This window comes from Streptomyces ferrugineus (assembly GCF_015160855.1).
Lineage (GTDB): Bacteria > Actinomycetota > Actinomycetes > Streptomycetales > Streptomycetaceae > Streptomyces > Streptomyces ferrugineus.
In genome coordinates, this window is the sequence record NZ_CP063373.1 from 2,440,064 (window position 1) to 2,454,521 (window position 14,458).

General features: G+C 70.6%; 14 protein-coding genes and 1 riboswitch. Of the genes, 7 read left to right on the forward strand and 7 right to left on the reverse strand.

Going from position 1 to position 14,458, the window contains the following annotated elements; all coding sequences use genetic code 11:
* Positions 1-122: 122 nt before the first annotated feature.
* The gene (locus IM697_RS11100; protein ID WP_194047086.1) at positions 123-1,385 is read left to right on the forward strand and encodes a L,D-transpeptidase; all 1,263 of its coding nucleotides are present in this window, start codon (positions 123-125) and stop codon (positions 1,383-1,385) included.
* A gap of 63 nt (positions 1,386-1,448) precedes the next feature.
* Here the strand turns inward: IM697_RS11100 and IM697_RS11105 are convergent, their stop codons facing one another.
* Positions 1,449-1,850 (reverse strand): response regulator transcription factor, encoded by a 402-nt coding sequence (locus IM697_RS11105; RefSeq protein WP_194047088.1) that lies wholly within the window; start codon positions 1,848-1,850, stop codon positions 1,449-1,451.
* Positions 1,851-1,995: 145 nt separating this feature from the next.
* Between IM697_RS11105 and ctaE the strand changes: the two genes are divergently transcribed.
* From ctaE to IM697_RS11135, 6 genes are all read left to right on the forward strand, one after another.
* Complete coding sequence (gene ctaE, locus IM697_RS11110) at positions 1,996-2,616, forward strand: aa3-type cytochrome oxidase subunit III (RefSeq protein ID WP_190070395.1); 621 nt, start codon at positions 1,996-1,998, stop codon at positions 2,614-2,616.
* Positions 2,617-2,696: 80 nt separating this feature from the next.
* Entirely contained in the window at positions 2,697-3,509 is an 813-nt protein-coding gene (qcrC, locus tag IM697_RS11115) for a cytochrome bc1 complex diheme cytochrome c subunit (RefSeq protein WP_194047090.1), read from the forward strand.
* On the forward strand, positions 3,506-4,555 hold the full coding sequence (gene qcrA, locus IM697_RS11120) for a cytochrome bc1 complex Rieske iron-sulfur subunit (RefSeq protein WP_194047092.1): 1,050 nt from the start codon (positions 3,506-3,508) through the stop codon (positions 4,553-4,555). Before qcrC ends, qcrA begins: the two co-directional genes overlap by 4 nt.
* Positions 4,552-6,189: a cytochrome bc1 complex cytochrome b subunit gene (qcrB, locus tag IM697_RS11125; RefSeq protein ID WP_194047094.1), complete on the forward strand. Its 1,638-nt coding sequence runs from the start codon at positions 4,552-4,554 to the stop codon at positions 6,187-6,189. The genes qcrA and qcrB overlap by 4 nt, the downstream gene beginning before the upstream one ends.
* 142 nt (positions 6,190-6,331) lie before the next feature.
* The gene (gene trpD, locus IM697_RS11130) at positions 6,332-7,396 is read left to right on the forward strand and encodes an anthranilate phosphoribosyltransferase (protein WP_194047096.1); all 1,065 of its coding nucleotides are present in this window, start codon (positions 6,332-6,334) and stop codon (positions 7,394-7,396) included.
* A gap of 76 nt (positions 7,397-7,472) precedes the next feature.
* Positions 7,473-7,589: riboswitch (SAM riboswitch) on the forward strand.
* Between the two features lie 101 nt (positions 7,590-7,690).
* The gene (locus IM697_RS11135) at positions 7,691-9,073 is read left to right on the forward strand and encodes an aminotransferase class V-fold PLP-dependent enzyme (RefSeq protein ID WP_194047097.1); all 1,383 of its coding nucleotides are present in this window, start codon (positions 7,691-7,693) and stop codon (positions 9,071-9,073) included.
* Here the strand turns inward: IM697_RS11135 and IM697_RS11140 are convergent.
* The 6 genes from IM697_RS11140 to IM697_RS11165 all read right to left on the reverse strand — a co-directional run bounded on the left by IM697_RS11140 (position 9,028) and on the right by IM697_RS11165 (position 14,454).
* Positions 9,028-10,221 carry a glycerate kinase gene (locus IM697_RS11140; protein ID WP_194047099.1) on the reverse strand — a complete coding sequence of 398 codons (1,194 nt, stop codon included), beginning with the start codon at positions 10,219-10,221 and terminating at the stop codon, positions 9,028-9,030. The two genes, IM697_RS11135 and IM697_RS11140, sit on opposite strands and share 46 nt — an antisense overlap.
* Before the next feature lie 8 nt (positions 10,222-10,229).
* Entirely contained in the window at positions 10,230-11,645 is a 1,416-nt protein-coding gene (locus tag IM697_RS11145; RefSeq protein WP_194047101.1) for an SLC13 family permease, read from the reverse strand.
* A gap of 57 nt (positions 11,646-11,702) precedes the next feature.
* Positions 11,703-12,365 (reverse strand): response regulator transcription factor, encoded by a 663-nt coding sequence (locus IM697_RS11150; RefSeq protein ID WP_194047103.1) that lies wholly within the window; start codon positions 12,363-12,365, stop codon positions 11,703-11,705.
* Positions 12,362-13,861, reverse strand: a complete 1,500-nt coding sequence (locus tag IM697_RS11155) for a sensor histidine kinase (protein WP_194047105.1) — start codon at positions 13,859-13,861, stop codon at positions 12,362-12,364. Before IM697_RS11155 ends, IM697_RS11150 begins: the two co-directional genes overlap by 4 nt.
* Positions 13,797-14,090 carry a small secreted hydrophilic protein gene (locus tag IM697_RS11160; protein WP_194047107.1) on the reverse strand — a complete coding sequence of 98 codons (294 nt, stop codon included), beginning with the start codon at positions 14,088-14,090 and terminating at the stop codon, positions 13,797-13,799. The genes IM697_RS11155 and IM697_RS11160 overlap by 65 nt, the downstream gene beginning before the upstream one ends.
* 82 nt (positions 14,091-14,172) lie before the next feature.
* Positions 14,173-14,454 carry an Lrp/AsnC family transcriptional regulator gene (locus tag IM697_RS11165; RefSeq protein ID WP_194047109.1) on the reverse strand — a complete coding sequence of 94 codons (282 nt, stop codon included), beginning with the start codon at positions 14,452-14,454 and terminating at the stop codon, positions 14,173-14,175.
* Between the last annotated feature and the right edge of the window lie 4 nt (positions 14,455-14,458).

The following is a 14,458-nucleotide window of genomic DNA, read 5'->3' on the forward strand; positions in this document are numbered from 1 at the left end:
GGCTCAACGGGAGCCCGGACACTCCGTCAGGAGGGTCCGGGCTCCCTCGTTTGCCGCAGTCGCCGTCACCCGTACGCATTACTGGGCGCGCCGCCGCTGACGCCGCTTCCTAGCGTGAAGCCATGAGCGAAACACCGCGCACGAGCGCCGTCATAGGCTGCACGCTCCTGCTGGTCGCACTCGGCGCGAGCACCGCCGGCTGCGGCAGCGACGGCAACCCGCTGTCCGCCGAGCCCTACGACGCGGCCGACCAGATCGCCTTCAACGGCCCCACGGGCGACGGCCAGAAGGCCGACCCCGACAAGCCCCTGGAGATCACCGCGGAGGACTCCGACGGCCGTATCACGGACGTCACCGCCAGGGACGCCACAGGACGCCATGTCGCGGGCGAACTCTCCGCCGACGGCACCCGGTGGCACAGCACCTCCCCGCTGGCCGCAAACGCTCGCTACACGGTGCGCGTGAGCACCGAGGACGAGGACGGCGCCCCCGGCCGCAAGGTCCTCACCTTCGACACGAGCAGGCCGACGAGCAAGAAGCACCTGACGGTGAAGTTCGGCCCCAAGGCGGGCAAGTACGGCGTCGGCCAGCCCATCACGGCCGAACTGAACCGGCCCGTGAAGGACAAGAACCAGCGGGCCATCGTCGAGCGGGCCCTCAAGGTCGACTCCGTGCCCGCCGTGGACGGCGCCTGGCACTGGGTGGACGACAAGGAACTCCACTACCGGCCCAAGGAGTACTGGCCCGCCGGCGCCACCGTGCGGGCCCGCAGCAACCTCCACGGCATCAAGATCAGCGACCGCCTCTGGGGCGGCAGGGTCAAGCCCCTGAAGGTCACCATCGGCGACCAGGTCATCGCCGTCACGGACGCCGCCTCCCACCAGCTGACGCTCTACCGCAACGGCGAGGAGGTCAGGTCGATACCGGTCACCACCGGCAAGCCCGGCTTCGAGACCCGCAACGGCGTCAAGGTCGTCCTGGCCAAGGAGTACTTCGTACGCATGCGCGGCACGAGCATCGGCATAGCGGAGGGCTCGGCGGACTCGTACGACCTGCCCGTCTACTACGCCACCCGCGTGACCTGGAGCGGCGAGTACGTCCACGCCGCCCCCTGGTCGGTCGGCTCCCAGGGCTACGCCAACGTCAGCCACGGCTGCACCGGCATGAGCACCGCCAACGCCGAGTGGTTCTTCGACAACGTCCGCGAGGGCGACATCGTCAAGGTCATCAACTCGTACGGCAACACGATGGAGCCGTTCGGCAACGGCTTCGGCGACTGGAACCTGGACTGGAAGAAGTGGCGGGGCGGCAGCGCCCTGGTGGCCGGCACCCCGGACGGACCGGGGCCGGAGGAGGCGGCACGTCTCAGGCCGAGAGCTGTATGAACGCGGACCCGCAGTCGCCCACGAACCCGTGCCCCCGAGCTCCTGGGCGCCCGGCGGCATCCGTTACGCGCTCTGCAGCCTCTCCGTACGCAGCAAAGAAGCCAGCGCCTCCGCGAACTCCACCGGCTCCACAGGCAACGTCACCGCCGCCTCGGCCCGGCTCCACGTCGCCAGCCACGCGTCCTGCGGCCGTGCGATCAGCACCAGCACCGGCGGGCAGTTGAACACCTCGTCCTTGATCTGCCGGCAGACCCCCATGCCCCCCATGGGCACGGCCTCACCGTCCAGCACACAGACGTCGATGCCCCCCTTGTCCAGCTCCTTGATGACGGCGGCAGGCGTCGCGCACTCCACGAACTGCACCACGGGCACATCCGGAGCGGGCCGGCGCCCGGTGGCCAACCTCACCTGCTCGCGGGTGTTGGAGTCGTCGCTGTAGACCAGCACCGTGGCGGTCGGCTGCATTGTTCCTCCGTGACGTCAGCGTCGTAAGGACAGGCCTGTCGGTCCGGATGCTACTCCCTTGAACACCACGTCAACACCGGTACGAACGGGCAAGACACTCCGAACGGCACCCCCCGGAGTGAGGGCGGGATAAGCGACCGACATAATGTCGGTCGTGGCGACAGCAACGACAGTAGACAAGGGTCACGCGCACCCGTCGGTCAACCGACCGAACCTCACCAGCGTCGGAACCATCATCTGGTTGAGTTCCGAGCTGATGTTCTTCGCGGCCCTCTTCGCGATGTACTTCACCCTGCGATCCGTGACGGGGCCCGAGTTCTGGAGTGAGAAGGCCGAGGCCTTGAACTTCCCGTTCTCGGCGACGAACACCACGATCCTGGTGCTCTCCTCCCTCACCTGCCAGCTCGGCGTCTTCGCCGCCGAGCGCGGTGACGTCAAGAAGCTCCGGGGCTGGTTCATCGTCACCTTCATCATGGGTGCGATCTTCATCGGCGGTCAGGTGTACGAGTACACCGAGCTGGTCCGGCACGAGGGCATCTCGCTCTCGTCCGACCCCTACGGCTCGGTCTTCTACCTGACCACCGGCTTCCACGGACTGCATGTGACGGGCGGTCTCATCGCCTTCCTGCTGGTCCTCGGCCGCACCTACGCGGCCCGGAGGTTCACGCACGAGCAGGCGACCGCGGCGATCGTGGTGTCCTACTACTGGCACTTCGTCGATGTCGTCTGGATCGGCCTCTTCGCCACGATCTACATGATCAAGTAGCCGGGTCCGATCCCGCGCGCGTTCCACCAACGCACCTAACAGAAGCATCGACGCAGAAGATCCTGACACCGGGGTAATCCGTGAAAAAGCTCTCCGCACGACGACGCCATCCGCTGGCGGCAGTCGTCGTCCTACTCCTCGCGCTGGCGTGCACGGGGGGGCTGTACGCCGTGTTCGCGCCCGCGGACAAGGCGCAGGCCGAGGAAACCGCCCAGTCCCTCACCATCGAGGAGGGCAAGAAGCTCTACACCGTCGGCTGCGCCAGCTGCCACGGAACCGGCGGTCAGGGCACCTCCGACGGTCCTAGCCTGGTGGGTGTCGGCGCCGCCGCCGTCGACTTCCAGGTCTCGACGGGCCGTATGCCGGCCGCCACCTCCCAGGGCGCCCAGGTCCCGAAGAAGAAGAACATCTACTCGCAGGCCCAGATCGACCAGCTCGCGGCGTACATCGCCTCGCTGGGCGCCGGTCCGGCCGTCCCGACCGAGGAGCAGTACGGCCCCGAGGGCGCGGACATCGCCAAGGGCGGCGAGCTCTTCCGCAACAACTGCGCCCAGTGCCACAACTTCACCGGCAAGGGCGGCGCGCTGACGAAGGGCAAGTACGCCCCGAACCTCGAGGGTGTCGACCCCAAGCACATCTACGAGGCCATGCTGACCGGCCCGCAGAACATGCCGTCGTTCCCCGACACCACGCTGTCGGAGCAGAACAAGAAGGACATCATCGCGTACCTGCACGCGGTCAACAGCGACGAGACGGTCAACCCGGGTGGTCTGGAGCTGGGCGGCCTCGGCCCGGTCAGTGAGGGCCTCTTCGCCTGGATCTTCGGGCTCGGTGCACTGATCGCGGTCGCCGTCTGGGTCGCCGCTCGGACCGCAAAGGCCAAGAAGTCATGAGTAGCCAAGACATTCCAGAAGAGAACCTGCCCGCTGAGCAGGACGTCACCGTCGCGGTAGCGGACGAGAAGCACCCCTTCGCCGATCCCGGTCTGCCGCCCCACGAGCACCGGATCCAGGACGTCGACGAGCGGGCCGCCAAGCGGTCCGAGCGCACGGTCGCCCTGCTGTTCACGGTGTCGATGCTGGCCACCGTCGGCTTCATCGCCTCGTACGTCGCGATCCCGCACGACAAGTCGATCTTCGTCTTCCCGATCGGTCACCTCAACGCGCTGAACTTCGCGCTGGGCCTGACCCTCGGTGCGGCCCTGTTCTGCATCGGCGCGGGCGCGGTCCACTGGGCCCGCACCCTGATGTCCGACGTGGAGATCGCCGACGAGCGGCACCCGATCGAGGCGGAGCCCGAGGTCAAGGCCAAGGTCATGGCCGACTTCAAGCAGGGCGCCAAGGAGTCCGCGCTGGGCCGCCGCAAGCTGATCCGCAACACGATGTTCGGCGCGCTGGCCCTGTTCCCGCTCTCCGGTGTCGTCCTGCTGCGCGACCTCGGCCCGCTGCCCGGCACCAAGCTGCGCCACACCCTGTGGTCCAAGGGCAAGCTGCTCGTCAACATGAACACCAACGAGCCGCTGCGTCCCGCGGACGTCGCGGTCGGCTCCCTCACCTTCGCCAAGCCGGAGGGCCTGGAGGAGCACGACCACGACTTCCAGACCGAGATCGCCAAGGCCGCCCTGATGATCGTCCGGCTCCAGCCCGACGACATCAAGGACCCGCGCGAGCTCGAGTGGTCGCACGAGGGCATCGTCGCGTACTCGAAGATCTGCACCCACGTCGGTTGCCCGATCTCCCTGTACGAGCAGCAGACGCACCACGTGCTCTGCCCCTGCCACCAGTCCACCTTCGACCTCTCCGACGGTGCCCGAGTGATCTTCGGCCCGGCCGGCCACGCCCTGCCGCAGCTGCGCATCGGTGTGAACGACGAGGGCTACCTCGAGGCGCTCGGCGACTTCGAAGAGCCCGTCGGTCCTGCATTCTGGGAGCGCGGATGAGCACTACAGAGACCACCGAGTCCCGCTCGCGCGGGAAGGCACCGGCCGGCGAGCGCGTCGCCGACTGGGCGGACGGCCGGCTGGGGATCTACTCCCTGGCCAAGGCCAACATGCGCAAGATCTTCCCCGACCACTGGTCGTTCATGCTGGGTGAGGTCGCGCTCTACAGCTTCCTCATCATCATCCTCACGGGTGTGTGGCTGACGCTGTTCTTCCACCCGTCGATGAACGAGGTGGAGTACCACGGCAGTTACGTGCCGATGCAGGGCCAGCTGATGAGCGAGGCCTTCAAGTCGACGCTGGACATCAGCTTCGACGTGCGCGGCGGTCTGCTGATCCGGCAGATCCACCACTGGGCGGCGCTGATCTTCCTCGCGGCCATGTTCGTGCACATGATGCGCGTCTTCTTCACCGGCGCCTTCCGCAAGCCGCGCGAGATCAACTGGCTGTTCGGCTTCCTGCTGTTCGTCCTGGGCATGTTCACCGGTTTCACCGGCTACTCGCTCCCGGACGACCTGCTCTCCGGCACCGGTGTCCGCTTCACGCAGGGCGCGATCCTGTCCATGCCGATCGTCGGCACGTACATCTCGATGTTCCTGTTCGGCGGCGAGTTCCCCGGCGACGACTTCGTGGCCCGGTTCTACTCGATCCACATCCTGCTGCTGCCGGGCATCATGCTCGGCCTCGTGGTGGCGCACCTGATCCTGGTCTTCTACCACAAGCACACGCAGTTCGCGGGCCCCGGAAAGACCAACAAGAACGTCGTCGGCATGCCGCTGCTGCCGGTGTACATGGCCAAGGCCGGAGGCTTCTTCTTCCTGGTCTTCGGTGTCATCGCGGCCATCGCGGCGCTCGCGCAGATCAACCCGGTCTGGGCCATCGGGCCCTACCGCCCGGACATGGTGTCCACCGGCGCCCAGCCCGACTGGTACATGGGCTTCGCCGAGGGTCTGGTCCGCTACATGCCGGGCTGGGAGGTCAACCTCTGGGGTCACACGCTGGTCCTCGGCGTGTTCATCCCGCTGGTGCTCTTCGGTGTGGTCCTGGCGGCGATCGCGGTCTACCCGTTCATCGAGTCCTGGGTCACCGGCGACAAGCGCGAGCACCACATCCTGGACCGCCCGCGCAACGCCCCGACGCGCACCGCGTTCGGCGTCGCCTGGATCACGGTGTACATGATCGGTCTGGTCGGCGGTGGCAACGACCTGTGGGCCACCCACTTCCACCTGTCGATCAACGCGGTCACCTGGTTCGTCCGGATCGGCTTCTTCGTCGGACCGGTCCTCGCGTTCATCGTCACCAAGCGGATCTGCCTCGGCCTGCAGCGCCGGGACAAGGACAAGGTGCTGCACGGCCGTGAGTCGGGCATCATCAAGCGCCTGCCGCACGGTGAGTTCATCGAGGTCCACGAGCCGCTCAGCCAGGACTCGCTGTACACGCTCACCGCGCACGAGCAGTACCAGCCGGCCGAGATCGGCCCGACGGTCGACGAGAACGGCGTCGAGCGCAAGGTGAAGGGCTCCGAGAAGCTGCGCGCCAAGCTCAGCAAGTCCTACTTCGGCGAGGACGGCCAGATCGCCAAGCCGACGGTCGACGAGTACAAGGAGATCACGAGCGGCCACGGCCACCACTGATCGCTGCGCATCGCCACGCCACGGCAGCAGGGCCCCGTCCGGTCTTCGGACGGGGCCCTGCTCCGTGCCCCGGGGCTGGATAGGGTGGACCTCGTTGAGACTCACGTCCCGTAGTGCGGGACGACTGACCCTGGAGCGGCTTATGAGCGCTGTGACCCCCGCTGGAGGCGACACCGCGGCGGGCCGTTCCTGGCCCCTGCTGCTGAACGGTCTGCTGGACGGCCGGGACCTGTCCGCCGACGACACCGCCTGGGCGATGGACCTGATCATGCGCGGTGAGGCGACGGACGCGCAGATCGCCGGGTTCGTGGTGGCGCTGCGGGCCAAGGGCGAGACGGTGCAGGAGATCACCGGGCTCGTGCGGACGATGTACGAGCACGCGAACGTGATCGAGGTGCCGGGGCCGACCGTCGACATCGTCGGCACGGGCGGCGACGGTGCGAAGACCGTCAACATCTCCACCATGTCGGCCATCGTCATCGCCGGCACCGGCGCGAAGGTCGTCAAGCACGGCAACCGGGCGGCGTCCTCGGCGTCGGGCGCCTCCGACGTGCTGGAGAAGCTCGGCGTCAATCTGGAACTGCCGGTCGGGCGGGTGGCCGAGGTCGCCGAGCAGGCCGGCATCACCTTCTGCTTCGCGGTGAAGTTCCATCCGGCGCTGCGGCATGTGGCGGCGGCGCGCGGCCAGCTGGGGATCCGGACCACCTTCAACGTGCTCGGTCCGCTGACCAACCCGGCCAAGGTCAGGGCGCAGGCGGTCGGTGTGGCGGACCCGCGCATGGCGCCGATCGTCGCGGGCGTCTTCGCCGAGCGCGGCAACTCCTCGCTGGTGTTCCGCGGCGACGACGGCCTCGACGAGCTCACCACGACGGCCACCTCCCGGGTGTGGGTCGTGCGCGACGGCAAGGTGACCGAGGAGACCTTCGACCCGTGTGACGTCGGCATCGAGCTGGTGCCCGTGGAGGCGCTGCGCGGTGCCGACGCGTCCTACAACGCCGAGGTCGCCCGGCGCCTGCTGGACGGCGAGACGGGCCCGGTGCGGGACGCCGTACTGCTGAACTCGGCGGCGGCGCTGGTGGCGCTGGAGCCGACGGACGCCGCGCTGACCGAGCAGATCCGCGTCGGCATGGCGAAGGCGGCGGAGTCGATCGACTCGGGGGCGGCGAAGCGCACGCTGGACCGGTGGGTGGCCGCGAGCAACGCGTAGCGGGCACCGGAGCGTCGTCCCGCGATCCGGACACGGGTTGCGGGGCGACGATCATTTAACGTACGTTTCTGTACCAGGTCATGAGTGACAGTCATGAGGCCCCGGCCGACTGTCCGGCAACCCTCCGTCCGTGGCGGGGTGCCCCGGGTGAGGACCAGGCCGTAGGCAGCGAGGTCTACGGCAAGCGCGTGACCGAGGAGTTCCCCCGTGAGCAAGCGAATGCGCTAGGGCCGCCGAGCCCCGCCTCCGCACACCCACTCTCACTTTCTTCCTTCCTCTCACGGGAGTTCCCCCATGTCTGTCTCCACCGCTGCCTCCGTCCAGGGCATTTGTGCCCCGTTGCCCGTTCTGGGCAGTGACGTCACCGTCCCGCTCGTCACCGGCGGCGAGGTCACCTACGCCGCGCTCGACTACGCCGCCAGCGCCCCCGCCCTCCAGCGCGTCTGGGACGACGTAGCCGCCTACGCGCCGTACTACGGCAGCGTCCACCGCGGCGCCGGCTACCTGTCCCAGCTCTCCACCGACCTGTTCGAGAACGCCCGCGGAACCGTCGCCGAGTTCCTGGACTGCCGGGACGGCGACCAGCTCGTCTTCACCCGGTCCACCACCGACTCGCTCAACCTGCTCGCCGCCGCCCTCCCGGCCGACTGCCAGGTCTTCGTCTTCGAGACCGAGCACCACGCCTCCCTGCTGCCGTGGCGGAACGCGCGGGTCACCTACCTCAACGCGCCCCGCACCCCCCGCCAGGCCGTGCGGACCCTGGAGCGCGCCCTCGCCGACCGCACTGCATCCATTCAGGAGGGCCACGGCCCGGCCCTGGTCTGCGTCACCGGCGCCTCCAACGTCACCGGCGAGCTGTGGCCCGTACGGGAACTCGCGGCCGCCGCCCACGCCCACGGCGCCCGCATCGTGCTCGACGCCGCCCAGCTGGCCCCGCACCATCCGGTGAGCGTCCGTGACCTCGACGTCGACTGGGTCGCCTTCTCCGGCCACAAGCTGTACGCCCCGTTCGGCTCCGGCGTCCTCGCCGGCCGCGCCGACTGGCTGCGCGCGGCCGAGCCGTATCTCGCGGGCGGCGGGGCCAGCCGCAAGGTCTCGCGGCGCGAGGACGGGGGAGTGGACGTCGAGTGGCACGACAGCGCCGCCCGGCACGAGGCGGGCTCGCCGAACGTCATCGGCGCCTACTCCATCGCCTCCGCCTGCAAGGCCCTGACGGAAGCGGGCTTCGACGCCCTGGTCGCCCGTGAGGAGCACCTGATCCGGAAGGTGCGCGCAGGGCTCGCCGACGTCCCCGAGGTCCGCGTCCTCTCCCTCTTCGGCGACGAAGCCCCCCGCGTGGGCGTCATCTCCTTCGTCGTCGACGGCTGGAACAGCTCCCACTTCGCCGCCGCGCTCTCCGCCGAGTACGGCATCGGGGTGCGCGACGGGCTGTTCTGCGCCCATCCGCTGGTCCGCACGCTGCTGGGCAGCGACCCGCAGTCCCAGGGCGAGTGCGGTGCCCCGGAGGCGGCGCCCGGCGAGAAGTCCCTCAACGCGATCCGGGTGAGCTTCGGGGCCGGTACACCGGACGAGCACGTCGAGCGGTTCGTGCACGCCGTGCGGGAGCTGGTGGCGGACGGCGCCCGCTGGAGCTACCGCACCGAGGACGGCCGGTGCGTCCCGGACACCTCCGCGTGAGCCGGTAGCCGGGCGCCCAGCAGAATCATCCGCAGGGCCCGCTCGGTCGCGTCCGTGAGGAGTTCGGAGGCCCGCACCAGGGCCTCCGCCAGGGCCATCGGCGCCGGCAGGATGCCGCTGTACGCGTCCACGCCCGGCACGCCGTCCGCGCCCTCGCCGAGGGTGCCCGCCAGCGCGAGCACCGGGCGGCCGTACACCTTGGCCCGGCGGGCCACCTCGGCCGGGACCTTGCCGCGGGGCGTCTGGTGGTCCAGGGCGCCCTCGGCGGTGACGACCAGGTCGGCGCGGGCGAGGCGGGCGTCCAGGTCGAGGTGGTCCAGGAGCACCTCGAAGCGGGGGAGGAGGCGGGCGCCCAGCGCGGCGAGGCCGGCGCCCAGGCCGCCGGAGGCTCCGGTGCCGGAGCCGCGGCGCAGGTCGGTGCCCACGGGCCCCAGATCGCGGGTGAGGACGTCCGCCCAGTTCTCCAGCCCCGCCGACAGCTGCTCGACCTGCGCGGGCGTCGCCCCTTTCTGCGGGCCGAAGACCCGGGCCACGCCGCGCTCGCCGCACAGCACGTTGTACGGGTTGCAGGCGATCAGCAGCTCGACGTCCCGCAGACGCGGGTCCAGGCCGGCCGGGTCGATCCGGGCGAGCCGCGTCAACTCACGGCCCCCATGGGGGAGTTCGAAGCCGTCGGCGTCCAGCAGCCGGGCGCCGAGGGCCTGGAGCGCGCCGGCGCCCCCGTCCGACGTCCCCGAATCGCCGCAGCCGATCAGGACGCGCCGTACGCCCGTGTCGAGCGCGGCGCGGATCAGCTCGCCGACCCCGTACGTCGTCGTGGCGCCCGGGTCGCGCAGGGCGCGGGGCACCAGGGACAGCCCGGCCACCGCGGCCATCTCCACCACCGCCGTGTCCCGGGAGCCGAGCAGCGCGAAGTGCGTGCCGACCCGGTCGCCGACCGGGCCCGTGGCGGGCAGCGCGACGAGCCGGCCACCGGTCGCGGCGGCCAGCGCGGTGGCCGTGCCCTCACCGCCGTCGACCAGCGGGATCAGATCCAGCACGGCATCCGGCAGCACCCTGCGCACCCCGTCCGCGATGGCGTCGGCGGCGGCCTGGGCGGACAGGGACTCCTTGAAGCCGCTGGGGGCTACGACGACTCGGGTCAGCATCAGATCTCCTAGCGGGTCATGGGCACGCCGAGCAGTGGCCACACCGCCACGGCGAACAGCAGGACGAGGGCCGCCGTCAGCGGGGCCAGGACGGCGGACAGGCGCAGCAGGTCGCGCGGGGTGTAGGTGGGCGTCCCGGGGAGGTCGGAGAAGAGCGTGACCGGTTTGGCGGAGGCCGGGAGGGTGTGGCAGAAGCCGGCCGCCGCGGTGGACGCGAGCGCGGCGGCGACCGGGTTGACCCCGGCGCCCACCGCCGCCGCGACCACCAGCGGGACCAGCACGGAGGAGCGGGCCGAGCGGGACTGGAGGACCAGATGGGCGGCCGTGCTGATCGCGATCACGACGGCCAGGAACAGCAGCGGGCTGATGGCCGACGGCAGCCCGTCGACCAGCCACTTCGCCGCCCCGGAGTCGGCGAGCGCGACGCCCATGGCCATCGTCGCGGCCATGAACAGCAGCAGTGACCAGGGCACCGTCTTCAGCGCGTCCTTCAGATGCACGGTGCCGAGCGCCGGCGAGGCCGCCACCACCGCACCGATCAGCGCCACGACCGCGGGCGGCACCCGGTGCAGCGGCTCGCCGCACCACAGCACGACGACCGTGCCCAGCAGCAGCGCGCACCGCTTCTCGGCCAGTGACCAGGGGCCGGTGACCGGGCGGTCGCTGTGCTCCTGGATCTGCTCGGGGGTGATGCGCACGGGGCCCTCGCGGTCCGCGCGCCGGGTGGTGGTCAGCAGTACGGCCTCGGCGGCCAGGTGGGAGGAGGCCACCGCGAGCGGCAGGCCGAGCAGCAGCCACTCGGTGAAGCCGATCCGGTCACCGGTCGCCTGCCACAGCACCGACACGGTGATCAGATGGGCGCCCGCCCCGATCAGGGTCGCCACCGCCGACAGCAGGATCACGGTCGGGAACAGCAGCGCCAGCATCACCACCAGTCGCTTCCGGTCGGCCAGCGCCTTGGCCAGCGCGAGGAACACCGGCAGCGCGAGCGCGGCCCGCCCCGAGGTGGCGGGCACCGCGAACGCCGTGACGACCAGGGCGGCCGTGGTCAGGTGCACCAGCTGCCGTACCGTGCGCGCCCCGCCGACCAGGAACGCCGCCGCGCGACCCGCGAGCCCCGTCCGGGTCACCGCGGCGGCCAGCACGAAGGCGCAGATCAGCAGCCACACCGTCGAGTCGCCGAGGGTGCCGAAGAGGGTGTCGCTGCTGATCACCCCGGTCACCGTGAGTGCGAGCCCGGCGCCCAGCGCGATGTACGTGTCGTCGACCGGCGTGGCGATCCAGGCGCAGGTCGCCAGCGCGAACACGGCGAGGGTCAGACGGGCGTCGGCGCCGAGGCCGGGGAAGTTGTCGGGCACCGCGAGCAGCGCGCACAGGGAGAGCGCCACGCACAGGGCCGCGAGCGGACGGAGGTTCAGGGTCACGTCATCGAGGGTTCACCTGAGCCGTGAGCCCTCGATGAGCCGCACATGAAAGGGACTTCACGCGGGGAGCCGGTACCCCACGCCGCGCACCGTCTCGACCCGTTCGGCGCCCAGCTTCCTGCGCAACGCCCGGACGTACACGTCCACGATGTTGGAGCCCGGGTCGAAGTCGTAGCCCCACACGTGCGACAGGATCTGCTCGCGGGACAGTACCTGGCCGGGGTGCCTCAGGAACAGTTCCAGGAGCACGAATTCACGGGCCGTCAGATCGACCGTCCGCTCCCCGGCCCGCGCCCGCCGGGTGCGCAGGTCCAGGGTGAGCGAGCCGGAGCGCAGCACCGTCACCTCGGGCGCCCGGGCCGCCGTACGCAGGCGCAGGCGCACCCGGGCGAGCAGTTCCTCGAAGCGGAACGGCTTGGTCATCCAGTCGTCGGCGCCGCCCTCCAGACCGGCCACCGTGTCCCGTACGGAGTCCCGCGCGGTCAGCACCAGCACCGGGACCGTCACCCGGGCCTCGCGCAGTTCGCGCAGCACCGTGAAGCCGTCCCGGCCGGGCAGCCCGATGTCCAGTACCACCAGATCGAAACCGCCGGTCAGGGCGTACTCGTAAGCCGCGTCGCCGTCGCCGACGACGGTCGTGGTGAAGCCGTTGGCGCGCAGGCCCTTCTCGACGAAGGAGGCGATCCTGTCCTCGTCCTCGACGATGAGAATCCGGTTCACGTCGGTCCCTCTCCCAGTGCCAGTACGAAGGTGGCGCCGCCGCCCGCCGTGCCGCTCAGCCGTACCCGGCCGCCGTGCGCCTCGGCGATGGCCCGCACGATCGACAGGCCGAGCCCGGCGCCGGAGCCGCGGGCGCCGCGCCGGGAGGTGCCGCGCCGGAACCGTTCGAAGATCACCTCGGCGTCCTGCGGCTGGACACCGCACCCGGAGTCGGCGACGTACAGCTCGACGCCCTGGCCGTCGGCGCGGGAGCCGATCCGGACCGTCTGCCCGGGCGTGGTGTGCTGCACGGCGTTCTGGGCGAGCTGGACCATGGCCTGGGTGATCCGCTGCGGGTCCAGCTCGGCCTCGACGTCGGCCACCTCGGCGAGCTGCCAGTCGCGTTCGCCGAGGGTGCGGGCCTTGACGTAGACGTCGGCGGTGAGCTCTGCGAGCTGGACCGGCTCCGGGGTGACGAAGTCGGGGCGCTCGGCCTTGGCGAGCAGCAGCAGGTCCTCGACGATGCGGCTCATCCGGTCCAGCTCGTCGGTGACCAGCCGTATCGTCTCCTCGCGCTCGGCTGCGCTCTCGGTGGCACCGCCCATCAGCTCCAGATGGCCGCGCACGATGGTGATCGGGGTGCGCAGCTCGTGGCCGGCGTCGTCGACGAACTCGCGCTGGGCGGCGAAGGCGCGCTCCAGCCGGTCGAGCATGTCGTTGAAGGTCTCCGCGAGTGCGGCGATGTCGTCCCGGCCGTGCACCGGGATACGGCGGGTGAGGTCCTGCTCGGTGAGTTGCGCGGCGGCGGTGCGCACCAGCCGTACGGGTTTGAGGATCCGCCCGGCGACCGCCCAGCCGATGCCGGTCGTCAGCAGCAGGGCGACCCCGGAGATGGCGAGCAGGATGCGGAACTCCTCGTTCACCGCGGCCTGTTCACGCCCGGGGTGGAAGGCGACGACGAACGCGGCCTCCGCCTCGCCGCCCGCCCGCGCGATGACGACCTTGGCCCAGCGGATCTCACCGGAGGGGCGGTCCACCGTGCCCGTGGAGTCGGGCGAGTCGTAGATGCGGCGGACGGCGTCGTCGTCCTGGTGCAGGGGGACGGCGACGGGGATGTCGCGCTGCTGGATGAACTGGGCCGGGGCGCGGCCCGCTCCCCGGCCCACCAGCCCGATCAGCTCCTCGTCCGGGTCGGCGTACTGCCGCACCAGGAACTCGCGCAGCAGCCGGGAGGGGTCGGTGAACGGTCGGCCGGTGCGGGGGTCGACGCCCTGCTGCTGGAAGTTGGCGAACTCGCCGGCCTCCTGGGCGAGCAGTCCGTTCACCCGGTGGTCGACGTCCCGCAGCAGGATCGAGCGCGTGGTCGTCGCCACGGACACCAGTCCCACGGCCATCACCAGCAGCAGCCAGAGCAGGATGCGGACCCGCGCGGAGATCCGCCGGCTCACGGGATCAGCCGTCGTCCCCGGGTTCGCCGCGGTCGTCGTCCGGGGTCTCGCGGTCGGGGGTGTCGTCATCGTCGTCACTCGGGGAGCCGTCGGTCACCGGGGGCCTGGACACCACCTCGTCGCTCGGTGTCGGGGTAGGTGTGGGCCGGGCGGGGGTGGGGGAGCCGCTGTCCAGCTCCACCCTGGGCGGGACCTTCGGCGACTCCGGCTGGTCGGTGAGGGCGAAGCTGGTCGCGGCGATGCCCAGCGGAATCGCCACTACGGCGGCCAGGGCCGCGATCCGGTGCGAGAAGACCATGCGGCCGATCCTGCCCCCGGCACCCGGCGGCGCGGATGAGCCCAGGATGAAGAACTCTTCATCCCGAGCGTCGCCACAGCTGTCAGCTGTCCAGGCCGATCGCGAACGCGGCCTCGATGTCGTGCTGGGAGTAGGTACGGAACGCCACGTGCGTGTCCGTCCCCTCGACGCCGGGGATCTTGCTGATCCGGCCGGGGATGACCTCGGCGAGGTCCTCGTGCTCCTTCACCCGCACCATGGCGATCAGGTCGTAGGTGCCGGTGACGGAGAAGACCTCGGTCACGTTCTCCAGCGAAGCGATCCGCTCCGCGATCTCGGGGATCCGGTCCACGCTGGTCTTGATCAGGACGATCGCGGTGATCACGGCT